This is a genomic window from Enterobacter asburiae (assembly GCF_001521715.1).
GTDB lineage: Bacteria > Pseudomonadota > Gammaproteobacteria > Enterobacterales > Enterobacteriaceae > Enterobacter > Enterobacter asburiae.
Window position 1 is genome coordinate 2230208 of the sequence record NZ_CP011863.1, and the last position, 19774, is coordinate 2249981.

At 56.9% G+C, this 19774-nt stretch carries 14 protein-coding genes and 2 pseudogenes; 4 read left to right on the plus strand and 12 right to left on the minus strand.

Features of this window, described 5'->3' with window-relative positions:
• Positions 1 to 7: 7 nt before the first annotated feature.
• Entirely contained in the window at positions 8 to 925 is a 918-nt protein-coding gene (gene osmF, locus ACJ69_RS10915) for a glycine betaine ABC transporter substrate-binding protein OsmF (RefSeq protein ID WP_059347038.1), read from the minus strand.
• 144 nt (positions 926 to 1069) lie between these two features.
• Positions 1070 to 3367, minus strand: a complete 2298-nt coding sequence (bglX, locus tag ACJ69_RS10920; protein WP_059347039.1) for a beta-glucosidase BglX — start codon at positions 3365 to 3367, stop codon at positions 1070 to 1072.
• A gap of 189 nt (positions 3368 to 3556) precedes the next feature.
• Between bglX and dld the strand changes: the two genes are divergently transcribed.
• Both dld and ACJ69_RS10930 read left to right on the plus strand, forming a co-directional pair.
• Complete coding sequence (gene dld, locus ACJ69_RS10925) at positions 3557 to 5305, plus strand: D-lactate dehydrogenase (protein ID WP_059347040.1); 1749 nt, start codon at positions 3557 to 3559, stop codon at positions 5303 to 5305.
• A 112-nt stretch (positions 5306 to 5417) separates the two neighbouring features.
• Positions 5418 to 5972, plus strand: coding sequence for a GNAT family N-acetyltransferase (locus ACJ69_RS10930; RefSeq protein ID WP_047647278.1), 555 nt, complete (start codon positions 5418 to 5420; stop codon positions 5970 to 5972).
• A gap of 93 nt (positions 5973 to 6065) precedes the next feature.
• Here the strand turns inward: ACJ69_RS10930 and pbpG are convergent, their stop codons facing one another.
• Positions 6066 to 6989 (minus strand): D-alanyl-D-alanine endopeptidase, encoded by a 924-nt coding sequence (gene pbpG, locus ACJ69_RS10935; RefSeq protein WP_023312453.1) that lies wholly within the window; start codon positions 6987 to 6989, stop codon positions 6066 to 6068.
• A gap of 167 nt (positions 6990 to 7156) precedes the next feature.
• Positions 7157 to 7744 carry a Yip1 family protein gene (locus ACJ69_RS10940; protein ID WP_023312454.1) on the minus strand — a complete coding sequence of 196 codons (588 nt, stop codon included), beginning with the start codon at positions 7742 to 7744 and terminating at the stop codon, positions 7157 to 7159.
• Between the two features lie 157 nt (positions 7745 to 7901).
• Between ACJ69_RS10940 and ACJ69_RS10945 the strand changes: the two genes are divergently transcribed.
• Positions 7902 to 8474, plus strand: coding sequence for a DedA family protein (locus ACJ69_RS10945; protein ID WP_047647274.1), 573 nt, complete (start codon positions 7902 to 7904; stop codon positions 8472 to 8474).
• 84 nt (positions 8475 to 8558) lie between these two features.
• Here the strand turns inward: ACJ69_RS10945 and ACJ69_RS10950 are convergent, their stop codons facing one another.
• From ACJ69_RS10950 to ACJ69_RS10985, 8 genes and pseudogenes are all read right to left on the minus strand, one after another.
• On the minus strand, positions 8559 to 9323 hold the full coding sequence (locus tag ACJ69_RS10950; RefSeq protein WP_080750219.1) for an SDR family oxidoreductase: 765 nt from the start codon (positions 9321 to 9323) through the stop codon (positions 8559 to 8561).
• A 50-nt stretch (positions 9324 to 9373) separates the two neighbouring features.
• Positions 9374 to 10792: a multidrug resistance outer membrane protein MdtQ gene (mdtQ, locus tag ACJ69_RS10955; RefSeq protein ID WP_059347041.1), complete on the minus strand. Its 1419-nt coding sequence runs from the start codon at positions 10790 to 10792 to the stop codon at positions 9374 to 9376.
• 200 nt (positions 10793 to 10992) lie between these two features.
• On the minus strand, positions 10993 to 12387 hold the full coding sequence (locus ACJ69_RS10960; protein ID WP_054830294.1) for a glycoside hydrolase family 1 protein: 1395 nt from the start codon (positions 12385 to 12387) through the stop codon (positions 10993 to 10995).
• Between the two features lie 12 nt (positions 12388 to 12399).
• Positions 12400 to 14366 (minus strand): annotated as a pseudogene (gene bglF / locus ACJ69_RS10965) (PTS beta-glucoside transporter subunit IIABC).
• 24 nt (positions 14367 to 14390) lie between these two features.
• Entirely contained in the window at positions 14391 to 15224 is an 834-nt protein-coding gene (gene licT, locus ACJ69_RS10970; protein WP_032658940.1) for a BglG family transcription antiterminator LicT, read from the minus strand.
• A 166-nt stretch (positions 15225 to 15390) separates the two neighbouring features.
• Positions 15391 to 16679, minus strand: a pseudogene (locus tag ACJ69_RS10975) (carbohydrate porin).
• 359 nt (positions 16680 to 17038) lie between these two features.
• Positions 17039 to 17971, minus strand: coding sequence for a tRNA dihydrouridine(16) synthase DusC (gene dusC, locus ACJ69_RS10980; protein WP_059347042.1), 933 nt, complete (start codon positions 17969 to 17971; stop codon positions 17039 to 17041).
• Positions 17972 to 18012: 41 nt separating this feature from the next.
• Entirely contained in the window at positions 18013 to 18810 is a 798-nt protein-coding gene (locus ACJ69_RS10985; protein ID WP_054829875.1) for an AraC family transcriptional regulator, read from the minus strand.
• A gap of 59 nt (positions 18811 to 18869) precedes the next feature.
• Between ACJ69_RS10985 and ACJ69_RS10990 the strand changes: the two genes are divergently transcribed.
• Positions 18870 to 19586, plus strand: a complete 717-nt coding sequence (locus ACJ69_RS10990; protein WP_059347043.1) for a type 1 glutamine amidotransferase — start codon at positions 18870 to 18872, stop codon at positions 19584 to 19586.
• Positions 19587 to 19774: the final 188 nt, after the last annotated feature.

The window sequence follows — 19774 nt, forward strand, 5'->3', positions numbered from 1 at the left end:
TTTCCCGTTACTTCACAAGCCCTTGTTGTTTCAGGAAGTCGGCGGCCACTTTTTTGGCATCCAGCCCCTCGACGGCAATGCTGGCGTTCAGCTGCTGCAGCGTTTTTTCATCCAGCTTTTCGAAGACCGGTTTGAGCCAGTCGGCAATATCCGGATAGGCTTTCAGCACCGCCTCACGCACGACCGGGGTCGGAGCGTAAATCGGCTGTACGCCTTTTGGATCGGTCAGGGTTTGCAGGCCGAGCGCCGCCACCGGGCCGTCTGTGCCGTAGGCCATTGCCGCGTTAACGCCAGAAGTCTGCTGCGCCGCCGCCTTAATGGTTACCGCCGTATCCCCGCCCGCCAGCGAGAGCAGCTGCGCCTGGTCGAGCTTGAAGTCGTAGGCTTTTTCAAACGCCGGGAGCGCGTCAGGACGCTCGATAAACTCCGCGGACGCTGCCAGCTTAAAGTCGCCCTTCTCTTTCAGATAGCGGCTGAGATCCGCCAGAGACGTCAGCTTACCTTTCTCCGCCACGTCCTTGCGCACGGCGATAGTCCAGGTGTTGTTGGCCGGGGCCGGCGTCAGCCAGACCAGCTTGTTCTGTTCCGCGTCGAGTTTTTTGACTTTCTCATACCCGGCTTTGGCGTTTTTCCATGCAGGATCGTTTTCATCTTTGAAGAAGAATGCCCCGTTGCCGGTGTATTCCGGATAGATATCCAGCTCGCCGGAGGTGATCGCCCCGCGCACGACGGGCGTGGTGCCGAGCTGAACTTTATTGACGGTTTTCACGCCGTGGCTTTCCAGCACCTGCAAAATAATATTGCCGAGCAGCGCGCCTTCGGTATCGATCTTTGAGCCCACTTTTACCGGCTCCGCGGCCTGTAACGGCAGGCTCAGCGCCGCCAGCAGCACCGCAGATCCCAACATCCCCTTTGCAATCGTCATTCCGCTATCCTCATTTTTTTATCGCCTTTTTCAGGGGCTTTAGAGAAAAGCGTAGCTTAAAACAGCGGATTTACCCGGCAAAATGCCTTTTTAGCATAACGTAAGACGCATCCCCCGGAAGTCGGGGATGCAAAGGAAGGAAGGTTACAGCAGCTCGAACTCGCCTTTATTCACGCGGGCGGAATCCACCCCGATAAAGACGTTAAACTTGCCTGGCTCCGCATCGTATTTCATCTGCTGGTTCCAGAACTTCAGCGCCTCCACGTCAATCGGGAAGCTGATGGTTTGGGTTTCGCCAGGCTTCAGATTGACCTTCTCGAAGCCGCGCAGCTGCTTAACAGGACGGCTCATCGACGCAGTCACATCCTGCACGTACATCTGAATCACCGTTGCCCCTTCGCGCTTGCCGGTGTTGGTCACCTCAACGCTGGCGGTAACTTTGCCGTCACGCTTCAGGGTCGGCGCCGACATTTTCACGTCAGAAACCTTGAAGGTGGTGTAGCTCAGGCCGTAACCAAACGGATACAGCGGGCCGTTAGCTTCGTCGAAGTAACGGGACGTGTACTTGTTCGGCTTGTCGGCGTTATATGGGCGACCGGTGTTCAGGTGGCTGTAGTAGACCGGGATCTGCCCCACGGAGCGCGGGAAGGACATCGGCAGCTTGCCCGACGGGTTGTAATCACCAAACAGCACGTCGGCGATGGCGTTACCGCCTTCGGTACCGGCGAACCAGGTTTCCAGAATGGCGTCAGCCTGCTGGTCCTCTTTCACCAGCGCCAGCGGACGCCCGTTCATCAGCACCAGCACCAGCGGCTTGCCGGTGGCTTTCAGGGCGGCGATCAGATCGCGCTGGCTCTGCGGGATGGTGATGTCGGTACGGCTGGAGGCCTCGTGCGCCATACCCTGCGCTTCGCCCACAACCGCGACAACCACGTCAGACTGCTTCGCGGTATTCACCGCCTCGTCGATCATCTCCTTCGGCGTGCGCGGATCGACCTTCACCGCTTCCTCGTACTGGTTGAGGAAGGTGACGATGTCTTTGTCGTTGGTGACGTTCGCCCCTTTGGCGTACACCACTTTCGCGTTATCACCCACGGCACTCTTAATCCCGGTCAGCACGGTCACGGACTGATCGGCCACGCCTGCCGCAGACCAGCTGCCCATCACGTCGCGCTTGCTGTCGGCCAGCGGGCCCACCACGGCAATGGTGCCGGATTTTTTCAGCGGCAGCGTGTCGAGGCGGTTTTTCAGCAGCACCAGGCTTTCGCGCGCCACTTCACGCGCTTCTTTGCGGTGCAGGCGGCTTTCGGCGTTGGTATCTGCCGGGTCAGAATCCTTCGGCCCCAGGTGGCTGTACGGATCGTTAAACAGCCCCATGTCGTATTTCACGTTCAGCACGTGGCGCGCGGCATCGTCCAGCTCCGCCATCGTTACCTTGCCGCTCTTCACCAGCCCCGGCAGGTATTTGCTGTAGTACTCGTCGCTCATGCTCATGTTGATGCCGGACTTGAGCGCCACGCGCACGGCGTCTTCCGGGTCGGACGCCGTGCCGTGTTTAATCAGCTCTTTAATCGCGCCGTGGTCGGAAACGGTGATGCCCTTAAAGCCCCACTGGTCGCGCAGGACGTCTTTCAGCAGCCAGGAGTCGGACGTCGCAGGCGTGCCGTTCAGCGAGTTCAGCGCTACCATCACCGCGCCGCTGCCCGCATCCAGCCCTGCCTTGTACGGCGGCATGTAGTCGTTGAACAGGCGCTGCGGGCTCATGTCGACGGTGTTGTACTCTTTTCCGCCTTCGACTGCGCCATAGGCCGCGAAGTGTTTGACGCTGGTCATCACCGAGTAGCGGTCCGCCGGGCTTTTGCCCTGCATCGCTTCCACCATGGTTTTACCCATCGTGGAGGTTAAATAGGTGTCTTCACCAAAGCCTTCCGAGCCGCGGCCCCAGCGCGGATCGCGCGAGACGTCCACCATTGGCGCCCAGGTCATGTTCAGACCGTCGTCCGCCGCTTCATAAGCCGACACGCGCCCAACGGTTTTCACCGCGTCGAGGTTAAAGGAGGAGGCTAAGCCGAGGCTGATGGGGAAAACGGTACGCTGGCCGTGCACCACGTCATAGGCAAAGAACAGAGGAATTTTCAGGCGGCTGAGATCCATCACCTGATCCTGCATCTTGCGGATATCCTGGCGGGTGACGGTATTAAAGATGGCCCCTACCTGCCCGTCTTTGATCATCTCGCGGATGGCCTCTTTCGGGTTATCCGGGCCGACGCTGATAAGACGCAGCTGGCCGATTTTCTCATCGACCGTCATTTTTTTGAGCAATTCAGTGACAAACGCGTCCCGTCCTTCAGGCGTGAGCGGGTGATTACCAAACAAATCCTCTGCCAGCGCAGGTTGCAGCGCCAGGCTGACGGCGACACCTACAGAACATAGCCATTTCATGTCGTTTTACTCTCTCATCAATAACCGCCGGACGATCTCGGCCATACCGTGCGAAAAGCGCAGTGTGCCACAAACCCTCGAAACGTTGCAGGGTTATTCTCTGATTTTTCTCGTGAATACTCGACCGCTTAACAGTTAATCGCGCTATGCTTTACAGCGAGAAATTTGCCCCACCACAAGGAGTGGAAGATGACTTCTGTTCGAACAAACGATAACACGGCTTTTATTAACGAACTGTCGCGCCTGGTTGGCTCCTCTCACCTGCTTACCGACCCGGCCAAAACCGCCCGCTACCGCAAAGGCTTCCGCTCCGGTCAGGGCGAGGCGCTGGCGGTGGTCTTCCCCGGCACGCTGCTGGAGCTGTGGCGCGTGCTGAGCGCCTGCGTCGCCGCCGACAAGATTATTTTAATGCAGGCCGCCAATACCGGCCTGACCGAAGGCTCCACGCCGAACGGCAACGATTACGATCGCGACATCGTGATTATCAGCACCCTGCGCCTCGACAAGCTGCACCTGCTGGATAAAGGCGAGCAGGTGCTCGCGTTCCCCGGCACGACGCTTTACTCCCTGGAAAAAGCGCTTAAGCCGCTGGGCCGTGAGCCGCACTCGGTGATTGGCTCCTCCTGTATTGGCGCCTCGGTGGTCGGTGGGATCTGCAACAACTCCGGCGGCTCGCTGGTCCAGCGCGGTCCCGCCTACACCGAGATGTCGCTGTTTGCCCGTATTGACGAAAACGGCAAGCTGACGCTGGTGAACCACCTGGGCATCGATCTCGGCGTGACGCCAGAACAGATCCTCAGCAAGCTTGACGACGATCGCGTGAAGGACGAAGACGTGCAGCACGATGGCCGCCACGCGCACGATCACGACTACGTGACCCGCGTGCGGGATATCGACGCCGATACGCCAGCGCGCTACAACGCCGACCCGGACCGCCTGTTTGAATCCTCCGGCTGCGCCGGGAAGCTTGCCGTTTTTGCCGTGCGTCTGGATACCTTCCCGGCAGAGAAAAAGCAGCAGGTGTTTTACATCGGTACCAATCAGCCTGAGGTTCTGACGGAGATCCGCCGTCATATTCTGGGCGAATTCACCCATCTGCCGGTGGCGGGCGAGTACATGCACCGGGACATTTACGACATCGCCGAGCGTTACGGCAAAGATACTTTCCTGATGATCGACAAGCTCGGCACCGACAAAATGCCGTTCTTCTTCACCATGAAGGGACGCACCGACGCGATGCTGGAGAAGGTGTCGCTGTTCAAACCCCACTTTACCGACCGCTTTATGCAGAAGCTGGGCAACGTTTTCCCGGCGCATCTGCCGGAGCGAATGAAAACCTGGCGCGATAGGTACGAGCACCACCTGCTGCTGAAAATGGCCGGAGACGGAATTGCCGAAGCGCAGTCCTGGCTGACCGAATTCTTCAAAACCGCCGAAGGGGATTTCTTTGCCTGTACGCCTGAAGAGGGCAGCAAAGCGTTTCTGCATCGTTTTGCCGCCGCAGGCGCCGCCATCCGCTATCAGGCGGTGCATTCCGAAGAGGTGGAAGATATTCTGGCGCTGGATATCGCCCTGCGCCGTAACGACACCGAGTGGTTTGAGCACCTCCCGCCGGAAATCGACAGCAAGCTGGTGCACAAGCTCTATTACGGCCACTTTATGTGTTATGTCTTCCATCAGGATTACATCGTCAAAAAAGGGGTCGATGCGCACGAACTGAAGGAGCAGATGCTCGCCCTGCTGCGCGAACGCGGCGCACAATATCCTGCGGAACATAACGTCGGGCATCTTTATAAAGCCCCTGACGCACTTAAGCAGTTTTATCGCGAGAATGACCCTACAAACAGCATGAATCCCGGCATTGGTAAAACAACGCGGAAGAAATACTGGAAAGAAGAGGCAGATGCGGTGCAGCGCGTAACGCAAGCGTCTGATTAATTCCTACAGCCAAATTTGAGAGATTGTTTAGCATGCCTTAATCGTAATAGAGTGACGCTCTGACGCCGGAGGAACGTTTCTCCGGCATTCTATAACGAGGAGCAGGCACATCATGTCGGCTATTGATGTTTTATCCGAGACCGAACTGGAAGTGCGCGATGCCCTTCCCGATGATGTGCATGCCATCGCCGCCATCTATGCCTGGCATGTGCTGCACGGGCGCGCGTCATTTGAAGAAGTCCCCCCTACCATCGACGAAATGCGTCAGCGTATGAAAAGCGTGGCTGAGAGCGGTTTGCCGTGGCTTATCGCGCTGTATCGCGGCATCGTGGTGGGCTACTGCTACGCCACGCCTTACCGCCCGCGACATGCCTACCGCTATACCCTGGAAGAGTCGATTTACGTGGATGCCAGCATCACCGGGCGCGGTTTTGGCTCGGCATTAATGGATGCGCTAATCGCCCGCTGCGAGCAAGGCCCGTGGCGGCAGATGATTGCCGTTGTGGGAGATGGGAACAATAATTCCGGCTCGCTGCGGCTGCATAAAAAGCACGGTTTCGTGATTGTCGGTCAGCTGCGCAGCGTGGGCTATAAGAAAGGCGACTGGCGGGATACGGTGATTATGCAGCGCTCGCTCAACGATGGGGACTGGACGCTGCCGGAATAAAAGCAAAACGGTAACTGGGTTACCGTTTTTTGTGTTTTCTCCCTCTCCCTGTGGGAGAGGGTCGGGGTGAGGGCATCAGCACGCACAAACGACTCAGTCGTTCTGCGCCGTCGCCATCTGTTCCGCTTTCTGCTTTTTATACGTCAATGCTGCGGCCGGAACGGGCTGCACTTTCCCGGTTTCAATCCAGGTACGCAGACGGCTCGCGTCCGCGAAGTGGGTATATTTGCCGAAGGCATCCATCACCACCAGCGCCACCGGCTTACCGTTAAACACGGTGCGCATCACCAGACAGTGTCCTGCCGCGTTGGTAAAGCCGGTTTTCGTTAACTGAATGTTCCAGTTATCGCGGTATACCAGATGGTTAGTGTTGCGGAACGGCAGCGTATAGGCCGGGTTCGCAAAGGTCGCCATCTCTTCACGGGTGGTGCTGAGCTGACCAATCAGCGGATACTGCTTGCTGGCAATCAGCAGTTTCGTCAGATCGCGGGCCGTGGAGACGTTGTTGATCGACAGTCCCGTCGGTTCAACATAATGCGTATTGGTCATTCCCAGCGCTTTGGCTTTCGCGTTCATCGCGCGGATAAAGGCGTCGTAGCCGCCCGGATAGTGGTGCGCCAGGCTCGCCGCCGCACGGTTTTCAGACGACATCAGCGCCAGCAGCAGCATATTTTTACGGCTGATTTCACTGTTCAGACGCACGCGAGAGTAGATCCCCTTCATCTCCGGCGTGTGGCTGATATCCACTTTCAATTTTTCGTCCAGCGGCAGATGTGCATCAAGCACCACCATCGCGGTCATTAATTTGGTAATCGAGGCGATCGGGCGCACCAGGTCCGGATGGCTGGCGTAAATCACCTTATTGGTGTTGAGATCGACAATCATCGCGCTGCCGGACGCAATTTGCGGCTGAGCAGCGGCGGCGGTCACCGCGGGCGTTTTAGCGACGGCCGGCACGGCAGCGGACGCGCCCAGCAGCAGCGCCAGGCTAAGTAAAGAGACTCGGAATTTCAGCATGGTGAGACTTCTGATAATTATTCACGCACGTAATGACGTACACCGCCTGTATCAACGGATAAACACAGGCTGGCTTCGGCATCATAGCGGTCACCGGGCGTTGTCGCCAGCGGATAATCGTGAACAGATGCTGCATTGCTGGCATTTACGCCAGCAATGCAGTGAACTCAGAAGAGACGGTATCCGTAACCCCAAAGAATAACCGTCAGCGCCAATAGCGCCTCCAGCACCAGCACCCCGATAGCGAGTGTTGAACTGGAAAAACTCAGGCCCTCTTCTTTATTGATATTCAGGAAGGTAGGAACCCCCAGATACAGCAGATACCCGGTGTAAAAGAGGGCAATGGTACCGATCAGCGCGCACAGCCAGACCAGTGGATAGAGCGCAACAATACCGCTTAAGAACAGCGGGGTCGCGACATATCCGGCAAAGACCATACAGTGCGCCAGCGATGGACGTTGCGGGTAGTTACGCGCCATCCAGTGAATGACGCGCCCCATTACCGCCACACCCGCCAGCATCAGGCCATAAAAAACGATGGCCAGATAGAGTCCGGTAAACCAGGAAAGCTGAACCACGGTGCCATCACCGAAGTTCCAGCCGATTTGTGTTGTTCCGATAAAGGCGCATATTACCGGCACCGCAGCCATCAGCAGCACATGGTGCGTGTAATGATGCGAGACCGTTTCGTTCTCACTTTTAATGACATGCATTTCACGATCGGGATGGGAGAAAAGTCCCCAGACATGGTTCATAGCGCCCCCTTGTTGTCGGCCCGTCAGCGATACCTTAAGTATAATGCAGGCTTTAGATTATTTTCTGTACAGTGGGAAATTTCCGTTGATTTCCCCGCTGTTGATTCATGGGGTATATGATTAAACGAGGTAAGCAGAGGGAGATAACATTCACGTAATGGATATTAACGCACTTATTGAACAATATGGATATGCCGCGCTGGTCATCGGTAGCGTGGCAGAAGGTGAAACCATCACGCTGTTAGGGGGCGTCGCCGCGCATCAGGGATTGCTGAAATTCCCGCTGGTCGTCGCAGCGGTCGCGCTCGGCGGAATGATTGGCGATCAGCTGCTCTACTTTCTCGGGCTGCGCTTCGGTCCCACGCTGCTTAAGCGTTTCGCAAAGCATCAGAAGAAAATCCGTCGTGCTCAACGGCTCATTCAGCGTCATCCCTATCTGTTCGTCATCGGCACGCGCTTTATGTATGGCTTTCGCATTATCGGGCCGATACTGATTGGCGCCAGCCATCTGCCGCCAAAAATTTTCCTGCCGCTCAATGTTCTTGGTGCGATTGCCTGGGCGCTGATCTTTACGACGCTCGGCTACGTCGGGGGCGAAGTGATTGGCCCGTGGCTGCATAATCTCGACCAGCACCTGAAGCACTGGGCGTGGCTGATTCTGGTGGTGGTGGCGGTGATTGGGGTCAGGCTGTGGCTGAAGCATCGGGATAAGACGCGGGATGAGGAGTAGCCGGATGCGGCCTGATGCCCTCACCCTAACCCTCTCCCACAGGGAGAGGGAACTAAAACACTCTCTCACAGGGAGAGGGGGAACCTACCCCTCCGGCTTAAACTGCGGGTTAGCCAGCATAAAGCCCCCGTCGACAATAAAAGATTGCCCCGTCGTGTAGCTGGCGTCGCTGTCGCACAGCCATGCCACCAGGCTGGCAATCTCTTTGGTGTGGCCCGGTCTTGCCAGCGGGATTTCCGGCATTGAGCCTTCCTTCACTTCGCTGTCGTCCATGTCGTTCATCGGTGTGGCAATGGCTCCCGGCGCGACGGCGTTCACCAAAATGTTGTGTTTAACCAGTTCCATCGCCATGGATTTGGTTAACCCGCCGAGCGCGTGTTTTGCTGCCGTGTAGGCGCTCGCCTCCGGCAGCGGCGTGTGCTCGTGCACCGAGGTAATGTTCACAATCCGCCCTCCTTTCCCCTGCTTCACCATCTGCCGGGCGGCAATTTGTGAACAGAGAAACGCGCCGTCCACGTCGACGGTGAAAATGTTCCGCCAGTCGTCAAACGGCATCTCAAGGAACGGCGCTTTGGTCATCGCACCCGCATTATTGACCAGCACGTCCAGCCGCCCGAAACGCGCAATCAGCGTTTCAATAGCCTTTGCGCCATCCGGCAGCGTGCTTAAATCAAGATGGATAGCCTCTGCGCGCTGCCCCTGCGCTTCAACTTCGCGGCAGGTTTCCAGCGCTCCTTTCTCATCCGAGTGCCAGGTGACGCCAATATCAAACCCGCGCTCTGCGAGCATCAGCGCCGTGGTTTTACCAATCCCGGAATCCGATGCGGTCACTATCGCTACTCTGGTCATACTCACCTCCTGAAAAACTGCAAAGAGGTAAGTATAGATAATGACCTTTTTTAGCCATGATGATAGCCACCGCCCAGCGCCGACGTCAGCTGCAGCGTGGCGTCGACATACTGGCCTTTCAGCAACAATCCGGCGAGGTCTTCCCTGAGTGCCGGGATCCTGGCTTCACTGACCCGCGAGCCCGCAACGATCCCCGCGCTGAAACGCGCCTGCGCCAGCGCCACAACCCGCGCCGCATCTTTTTCGACCTGCTGCTGATGGCGGTTCTTCGCCGTCAGCGTTTCGACTTCACTGGCCGTGCGCGCCACCTGATTGACCGCTTCGACCCCCGCTTTGTTGTAGTTTGCCACCGAGAGATTATTTTGCGCCTGGGCGATATCCAGACTGGCGTTCAGCCTGCCGCTGTCGAAGATCGGCAGCGTCAGCCTGGCGGTCACGCCCATCTGCTGCGCTGAAGCGCGAAACAGATCGCTCAGATGGAGGGCATCCTGCTGTAGGAACGCCATCAGGTTCACGTCAGGATAGAAAGCCGCTCTGGCGGCCTCCACCTCGCTCATGGAGGCTTCGATATACCAGTGCGCCTCCTGAAGATCCGGACGGCGTGCCAGCAGTTCATAACCGAGCGTCGGCGGTAGCGCGGCGTCGACCGTCGGCAACTCATGCCGCGTAAGCGTCACGGAGGAAGAGTTAGTCAGTGCGACCAGGCGCGCCTCTACGGCTTTCATCTTCCCGTTGACTTCTGCCAGCTGCTCTTCGGTTTTGTTGGCGTTGATATCGGTTTCCACACCCTCCACGGAGGAGGTGATCCCGTGCTGGTACAGTTCGCGGTCGGCGCCGATTATGTTGTCCTGCTCATGTTTGATCTGCGCGAGAACCTCCCTCGCGGCGGCCTGAGTTTGCCACTCCCAGTAGAGCCGCGCCACGCTGCTGGCCAGCAGCTGGCGGGTTTGCTCCAGCTCCGCTTTTTGCGCATTCACTTTGCCAATCCGGGCCTCGACCCGGGCGCGATTTTTCCCCCACAGATCGAGCTCCCAGCCAGCGGTCAGGCCGAAGGTGCCGTTGGTGTACCACGGCCCGGTGGTGCCTGCAGCCGGGTCGGTAAGGGCAAAAGGCCCCATCAGCCCTTCGGCGGACATTTTCTGGCGTTCCGCATCGGCGGAAAAATCAATCTGCGGACCGTCAGCGGCCATTGCGGCTTTGGCTTGGGCTTCGGCAAGCGTAATGCGCTGGCGGGCAATCTGCATATCCGGTGCATCGCTCAACGCTTTCGCAATCAGCCCGTTAAGCTGGGGATCGTTATACGCTTTCCACCACTCATTTTTCGGCCAGTCCTGATGATTCAGAACCGTATTCACCGACGCCGCAGCGGTTTGCGTTTTAATGGGAGACACCGTGGCATGTTCAGGCGCACAGGCTGCCAGAATAAAAACGAAGGGTGCGCTCAGAGATAAAATAAGAGAACGTTTCATTACGCCATACACTCAAAAAATAAAGGCGCACGTTACGCTTGATGTTGTTTGTGTTTTTAGTAATGCGTGGCAATCCGCAAATTGTCATATATTTAAATATACAGAAAAATATTCACCAAAATTATTATTTAACTTTAATTATGCAATTTAAAAATAATCAACCCGACAAGTTCACCTCCCGTGTCAGGTTGACCTGTTAATTACGCTTTCAGCGAAGCCCCTTTCGTCGCAATAACCTCTTTATACCAGTAGAAACTTTTCTTACGGCTGCGCGCCAGCGTGCCTTTTCCGCTGTCATCGCGATCGACGTAAATAAAGCCGTAGCGCTTAGAGAGTTCAGCTTTAGACGCGCTCACCAGGTCGATTGGCCCCCAGCTGGTATACCCCATCACCTCAACGCCGTCGTCAATCGCTTCACGCACCTGCACCAGGTGGTCGTTAAGGTAGCTAATGCGATAGTCATCCTGCACCACGCCGTTCGCATCCGGTTTATCCTTCGCCCCCAGGCCATTTTCCACGATAAACAACGGCTTCTGATAGCGATCCCAGAGCACGTTTAACAGGGTACGCAGGCCGATGGGGTCAATCTGCCAGCCCCATTCGGAACTTGCCAGATGCGGGTTAGGCACCATGCTCAGGATGTTGCCGCGCGCCTGCTGGTTGAGGGCCTCATCCGCGGTGACGCAGCCCGTCATGTAGTAGCTGAACGAGATAAAATCGACGGTCGATTTCAGCGCCTCGCGGTCGGCATCCGTGACCTCAAGCTGAATACCGTTGTCGCGGAAAAAGCGCTGCATATAGCCCGGGTAGGCGCCACGGCACTGCACGTCGCCAAAGAATTGCCACGCGCGGTTTTCCTGCAGCGTCTCCAGTACATCTTCCGGCTTGCAGGTCAGCGGATACATCAGGCCGCCCAGCAGCATGTTACCGATTCTGGCATCCGGGATAATCTCGTGGCAGGCCTTCACGGCCAGCGCGCTGGCCACCAGCTGGTGATGGATCGCCTGATACACCTCCCCTTTACTGCTGGTTTCCGGCAGGCCCACGCCGGTCATCGGCGCGTGCAGGGACATATTGATCTCGTTGAAGGTCAGCCAGAGCTTTACCTTCTCCTTGTAGCGCGCAAACACGGTACGGGCGTAGCGCTCGAAGAACCCAATGGTCTGGCGGCTGCCCCACCCGCCGTACTGCTTCACCAGTCCCCACGGCATTTCGTAATGCGACAGCGTCACCAGCGGGGTGATGTTGTGCGCTGCCAGCTCGTCAAACAGCCGGTCGTAAAACGCCAGCCCCGCTTCGTTAGGCTGTTGCTCGTCGCCGTTCGGAAAAATGCGGGTCCAGGCAATGGAGACGCGCAGGCAGCTAAAGCCCATCTCAGCGAACAGTTTGATGTCTTCCGAGTAGCGGTGATAGAAGTCGATGGCGACGTCCTTGATGCCGCTGTCGCCCGCCACGCGCTCAACCACCGGGCCGAAGACACCCTGCGGCTGAACGTCTGAGGTGGACAGCCCTTTTCCCTCCTCCAGATACGCGCCTTCTACCTGATTCGCGGCAACCGCGCCGCCCCATAAAAAATCGTCCGGGAAAGTTTTCATCACGTTCTCCTGTTATTGATGGCTTACGCTGAGTAACGGCGCACCGGCATTGACGGACGTTGCCGCCACGGTCACCACGTCACGATACTCATCGCTGTTACTGATAATGATCGGGGTCGCCAGGTCGTATCCGGCATCGATAATCGCCTGTCGGTCAAACTCCAGCAGCAGATCGCCGGGCTGCACCTTGTCGCCCACCTTCACGTGGGCGGTAAACGGCCTGCCGTCGAGCTTTACGGTATCGATACCCACGTGGATCAACACTTCAATCCCGCTGGTGCTGAGCAGGCCTATGGCGTGTTTGGTCTGGAACAGAGAGGCCACCACGCCGGCAAACGGGGCCACCACTTTGTTATCGGAGGGAATAATCGCGGCACCGCTGCCCAGCAGGCCGCTGGCAAACGTGGTATCCGGCACCTGGTCAAGCGCCAGAACGGTCCCGCTCATCGGGGATAAGACATCGTTTTCCCCTGCCGTAACCGCAGCTTCCGGCGCTGCGCGTCCCGGCATGCCCGCCGCCAGCGTCAGGCCGCAGCTCAGCACCAGCGCTACCGCGGTGCCGATCACGCCGCCCCACAGCGTGGCGTTTACCCCACCCGGCGGAATCATCTGGGCGATGGTAAAGATATTGGCGAAGCCGAAGGAGTAAACGTGGGTATCGCTGAAGCCGACAATCGCGCCGCCGATAGCCCCCGCCACGCAGCCAAAGATAAACGGGCGGCGCAGCGGCAGGTTTACGCCATAAACGGCCGGTTCGGTAATACCAAATATCCCTGCCGTTACCGATGAACCCGCGAGCATCTTCTGACGGGCATCGCGGGTACGCAGAAAGATCCCCAGCGCTGCCCCTACCTGACCAAACACCGCGGGCAACAGCATCGGCAACATGGAGTCATGCCCCAGCACCGCCAGGTTGTTAATCATCAGCGGCACCAGCCCCCAGTGCAGGCCAAAAATAACGCAGACCTGCCACAGCGCGCCCATCGCCGCGCCCGCCAGCCACGGTGCCAGAACGTAAATACTCTGATAGCCGTTCGCCAGCATCTGGCTCAGCCAGGTCGCCAGCGGCCCGATCGCGAGGAAGGTCAGCGGCACGGTTAATCCTAAGCAGATCAGCGGCGCGAAGAAGTTTTTCATCGAGGAAGGCAGCAGCCTGGTGCTCTGTTTTTCCAGCCAGCAGCTCACCCACGAGGCGAGAATAATCGGGATCACCGACGAGCTGTAGTTAAACCAGGTGACAGGAATGCCCAAAAAGGCGTCCGATACCGCGCCCGGCTGCTGGCTGGCGTTAAACGCCGCAATCATCATCGGATGGGTAAGCGCCCCGCCGATCACCATGGTAATAAACGGATTGCCGCCGAATTTTTTCCCGGCGGTATAGCCCAGCACCAGCGGGAAGAAGAAGAACAGCGCGTCGCTGGCGGCGAACCAGATTTTATAGGTGCCGCTTTCGATGGTGAGCCAGCCGCAGACAACCGCCAGCGCCAGCAGCCCTTTCAGAATACCGGACGCGGCCAGAATGCCGATAAACGGGGTAAAGATACCGGAGACGATGTCGATCAGGCGGCCCAGCAGATTCCCTTTTTCGCCCCGCTCTTCCACGACAGGTGCGTCATCGGTAAGGCCTGCCTCATTGCGCACCGCCTGCCAGACGTCGTGAACGTGGTTGCCAATCACCACCTGGAACTGGCCGCCGCTTTCGACCACCATGATCACGCCCGGGTTTTTCTTTAGCCCTTCGGCATCCGCCCGTTGATTCTCTTTCAGTTTGAAGCGAAGCCGGGTCGCGCAGTGTACAAGACTGACGATGTTCTCTTTTCCGCCAACGTGGCCGAGAATATCCTTCGCTAAAGCCTGGTATTCCATCTCGATTTCCTTACATCCGATGCCTGCAGGCACCTGTTGACTGAGTATAAAAAATAAAAAAACCCGAGAACGACCTTCTGACGAAGGCCGCGCTCAGGTTTTGCCTGCGAGATGCAGTAACAATCCTGTTTTGAGGCTTAACGCCCCTCTTTTCTCACCCGCTCAATATGAATGGCGAGGAACATAATTTCTTCGGTCGTCAGCTCACGCTGATAGCTTTTGTTCAGGTGCTGGGCGATTTTCTCGGCGCATTTCCACGCTTTCGCGTAGTTGTCTTTTACCGCGGTATGCAGCGAGACGTCGTCATCTTCCACCACGGTGCGGGTCAGCATCCGCTGGGCAAAAAACTTCAGGTGGGTGACAAAACGCTGATAGCTGAGCGAGTCTTCATCGTACTCAAGCTGCAGCTGATACTTCACCAGCTGCAGGATCTCCTGCATCACCCGCGTCACGTGCATCACTTCCGGCATTTCGCTGTTCAGCTGCGCGGTGACCAGATGCAGCGCGATAAACCCGGCCTCATCCTCCTCCAGCTCGACGTTCAGGCGTCTGGCGATAATGGCCCGCGCCTCCTGCCCTAATTCGAACTCCTTCGGATACAGCCGTTTAATATCCCACAGCAGCACGTTTTTGATGGCCAGCCCGTTCTTCTGCCGCTCAATCGCAAAGTAGCAGTGGTCGGTGAGGGTGATATACAAACTCTCCTGCAGCTTGCCCAGCCGCTGCGCCGCCAGCCCGATGATGCGGTCGCAGGTGGTCATTACCTCCAGCGGAATTTGACTCAGCAGCTCCCCAAGCCGACGCACCAGTTCATCGCTTTGTAACGCAAACACCTTTTCAACCAACGCGGTATCCAGCGCTTCGCCGACGCGCTTCTGAAAGGCCAGCCCACGGCCCATCACCACCTGTTCGCGCCCGCGCTCATCCTGAACAACCACCACGTTATTATTGAGTATCTTGGCGATTTTCATCTGAACCCCAGAAACAAAAAAACCTGACCTCCGGCAGATGCCAGAAAATCAGGTTTTGCCTGCCTAAGCAGTAACAATCCAGTTCTGGCACTCTATCAGTTTCATTCATAGCCTCAATGCATCACGCGTCAGAAACGTGACGCGGATCGAACTTGCTACGGTGATATCAGAAGCTCACCACCGTTTTCAGCTCGGTAACCCAGGCATCCTGGGTGCGACTGACCCCGCCGGGATGGTGCCAGTACTGAATGCCCGGCTGCAGTTCAAGCCACGGCACTGGACGAAAACGGTAGTAAAACTCGCCGTTCAGGGAGTGGCCCGGCACCGGACGATACGCCGGATCGTTATAGTCCGACACGCCGCTCAGGCTGTTCATATAGCGCTGATTGCGGGCGTACTGGCTACTCATATCAATCCAGGTCAAGCCAAAGCCAATCCAGTCTTCCGGTCGCGCGTCAAACAGCCCGCGGTAGCGCAGCGAGGCGGCGTAAACCTGGTGCATGTAGTTGGTACTCTGATCCGCAAGGCTCATGCTGAAAGAGGTGCTCAACCCACGATTCGGATCGTCCTGATGCTGCGTAAGCTGCTGGTTTAGTCCGGCGTACATGAACCAGGTCCGGCTGTGGGTTTCAAACCCGTCCGGATCCGTCGCGCCCGCCCCGCCGGATTTGCCGCGATAGAGATCGGTTTGCGGCGCGTTGTAAACACCACGCCCAGGTTGTACGCGCCCGGCAGGCCGTTAACCAGCGGACGCGCTTCGATTTCAACCGGCAGTAAAACCCCTTTGCTGCCCTTCGTCGACCAGCTCCAGGCGTGGCTGCGGCTGGAGGCGTCCGGGTTTTGCTCCATCACGCCGCCCTTCAGGGTCAGCGTCGGCGTTAATTTATACGCAAGCGTGGTGCCCCAGGTGTGAACGTTCCAGTTGTTCCACGTCAGCGAGTTGGCTGACTTCCCGCCGCACTGCGAAAGCAGCTGGAAATCACAGGGGATGATTTGATCGAAGGTTTGCACCTTGTTCATCATCCCGATGCGCCAGGTCAGACGCCGGTCGTCAAAGCTGCGGGCAAAGGTCAGCCAGCCCAGACGGGTAATGGACTGCCCGCCCCAGCTCTCCTGGGTCAGGTCGTTAAAGTTGACGCGAGGGTCCTGCACGCGTTTGGTGGTGAGGTCGTCATTGTGGTTACGGTTGACGATGTTCCCTTCGATACGCGCATCCGGGATAGCGCTCCAGCGCTCAAGATCCTGGTTGAAGGTCAGCGCAAACTGGTCGATATAGGCCACGTGGGAGTCGTGGTTATATCCGCCACCGCCGTTCCAGCCAATTTCATTCAGGTATCCGAGGTTATAGGTAAAACCGTTATCGTTAAGGATTTTACGTATGCCGAGCATTTCGCCCAGAACAGGCTCCGGCGGAGCCTCAAACCCTAATACCGTTCCGTTCCAGTCCTGCGCCATTGACAGCGGGGATATCGTCAATAAGGCGAACGCATAGAGTTTATTTTTATATGCCATAATAACAACCTGTGATTGAGTATTTTGTGCGTAACCGGCCGCAGGAAACTTTTCTATTTCCTGTCGATATTTCATTTTTTTAAAATCAGTAAAAAGCGCTAAGCCAAATTTCTCTCCTGCGTAAACGAGAGGCAAAAAAAAACCTAAGCGCTCCACAGCGAAAATGCTGTGAAACGCTTAGGTTTTGCCTGTTAGACAGTAACAATCCTGCGTTGAAAACAGTGGCACCTTAACACCGTCGCGCCACGTTGAAAACCTGAACTTTTTTCTGATTTAAAAAAGTGTGAGCAATTTAACGCTTATTATTTTGACTGAATCACCCGGGCAATATCAGACGAAGTCTGTAATGTCCGAATCTCCTGAAATAATCCCAGCGCTTCATCGTACTCTTTGCGTAAATAACTCAGCCACTGTTTAATTCGCGCGACGTGATACAAACCGGTATCGCCTTGCTTTTCCAGTCGGCTGTATTTTTGCAGCAGCGTAACGACGTCTGCCCACGGCATTCGCGGCTCGTTATATTTTACCACCCGGCTGAGGTTGGGCACATTCAACGCGCCGCGACCGATCATCACCGCATCGCAGCCGGTGGCCTGCAGACAGGCCTGCGCGCTCTCGTAATCCCAGATTTCACCGTTGGCGATCACCGGAATGGTGAGGCGCTTGCGGATCTCGCCGATCGCCTGCCAGTTAATGCGCTCGGCCTTGTAGCCATCGTCTTTGGTGCGGCCATGCACCACCAGCTCGGTGGCCCCGGCCTGCTGCACCGCATCGGCGATTTCAAACTGCCTCGCGTCGCTGTCCCACCCCAGGCGCACCTTCACCGTCACCGGCAAATGCGTAGGCACGGCCTCACGCATGGCTTTCGCGCCGCGGTAAATCAGCTCAGGATCTTTCAGCAACGTCGCTCCGCCGCCGCTGCCGTTGACCAGCTTCGACGGGCAGCCGCAGTTGAGATCCACCCCGTAAGAGCCCAGCTCAACCGCGCGGGCGGCGTTTTCCGCCAGCCATTCAGGATACTGGCCGAGCAGCTGAATACGCACCAGCGTGCCGGAAGAGGTCCGGCTCTGGTTGTGCAGCTCGGGGCACAGGCGGAAGAAGGATTTTACCGGCAACAACATATCGACCACGCGCAGAAACTCTGTCACGCAGAGATCGTAATCATTCACCTCGGTCAGAAGCTCGCGCACGAGGGAGTCGAGCACGCCTTCCATTGGGGCCAGTAAAACACGCATAGCAGTACCTGTGAAAAAAGACGCGCTATAGTAGCCGCTCTCTATATCGCTGGGAAGCGCTTCTGTTCAGGGAAAAAGTCAGCTGGCGTTGCCCCGACAACGGCGCGAAACGCCGCCGCAAATGCCGCCGAGCCAGAAAACCCCAGCATCCAAGCCACCTGCTTAGCCGGGTATCCGTTTGCGAGCAGGTCCAGCGAGGCACAAATCCTTGCTCGCTGTCGCCAGGCCCGGAAGCTAAAGCCGGTATCTTTGATAAACGCGCGTGAGAATGTGCGTTCAGACATCGCGACCTGTTCCGCCAGCCTTTCCATCGAAACGTCCCAGAGATTGCTGGCAATGATGTCACAGGCGACGCGATGTAACCGCTCATCCACCGGCATTGGTAATTCGGCCGAAATCTGCTGCGCCTCGCTGAGGATTTCGAGCAGCAAAACGGCCATGCTGCGCTGACTGGCTGGCCGGTATTGCGCACTGAACAGCCCGGCAATGAGCTCTTTGAACAACGCTGTCGCCGTAATCACGTGAACCTCTTCTTTCCGTTTAAAAGGCTCGCATTGCGATATCAGCGCCGGGCTAAACCAGACCGCGCGGAGCTCCGTTGTGGATAACACGCTGTAGGTGTGTTCCTGAAAGGGAGGGATCCACAGCGCGCGCTGTGGCGGTATGACCCAACGCTTATTGCCGGTTTCGACCAGCATCACCCCTTTGATGGCAAACAAAAGCTGCCCCTGTGGATGCTGGTGAGGGGGATCCACTTCGCCGCGCGTATAGCTAATTGCCCCTCTGGACCATCCGATGGCATCGTCGTGAATTGGCGTTTTATCGATAAAGGTTGGCATTTCACATTCCTCCCTTCCTCTTATGATGCTGCTTGTACACGTAACCGGAAAGAGACGCAATGCACATTCAATTTATCATTCATGAACATTTCGAAGCGCCAGGCGCATATGAAATCTGGGGGACAAAGCGCGGCTGTAGTATGAGCTACTCCAGAGTTTATCAGGGCGATCCTTTACCCGAGGATCTGGAGAGCACAGACTTGCTTATCATCATGGGAGGCCCGCAGTCACCTGCCACCACGCTTAAGGAGTGCCCCTGGTTTGATGCGCAGGCGGAAATGCGGCTCATCGGCCGCGCAATAGAGGCGGGTAAAACGGTGATTGGCGTTTGTCTGGGCTCGCAGCTTATCGGTGAAGCGCTGGGCGCAGCGTTTTGCCATAGCCCGGAAAAAGAGATCGGCAAATTTCCCGTCAGGCTCACGGATGCAGGCAAGGCCAACCCGCTGTTTAAGGATTTTGGCCACGAGCTGAACGTCGGTCACTGGCATAACGACATGCCGGGGTTGACGCCGCAGGCTAAGGTGCTGGCTTACAGCGAGGGCTGCCCCCGTCAGATCGTGCAATATGGCGAACGGGTTTACGGTTTTCAGTGCCATATGGAACTGACGCCGGAGGTGGTTGAGCTGCTGATTGAACATTCGCCGAACGATCTCCGCCGCGCGGCTGAATTTCGTTTTGTCGAAACGGCGGAAAAACTTCGCTCGCATGATTATCGCGAAATGAATCAGGTGCTGTTTTCCTTTCTGGATAAACTCGCCGCCCAACGCGAGGCCTGACTCAGAGGTATTTCACTGGCTCGTCACTTCGCCACCGCACTCCCTTTCCTCTAAACTGTAGCCTGCCCCTGTGCGGTGATACCGGACGTTCCATCCTGGAATGTCTGGTATGCTCAAATTTCATGATGTGATCCGTGGCACATTTTTAGGTTTAATTGTATGATGAATTCGTTTCAGCAAGGACTATC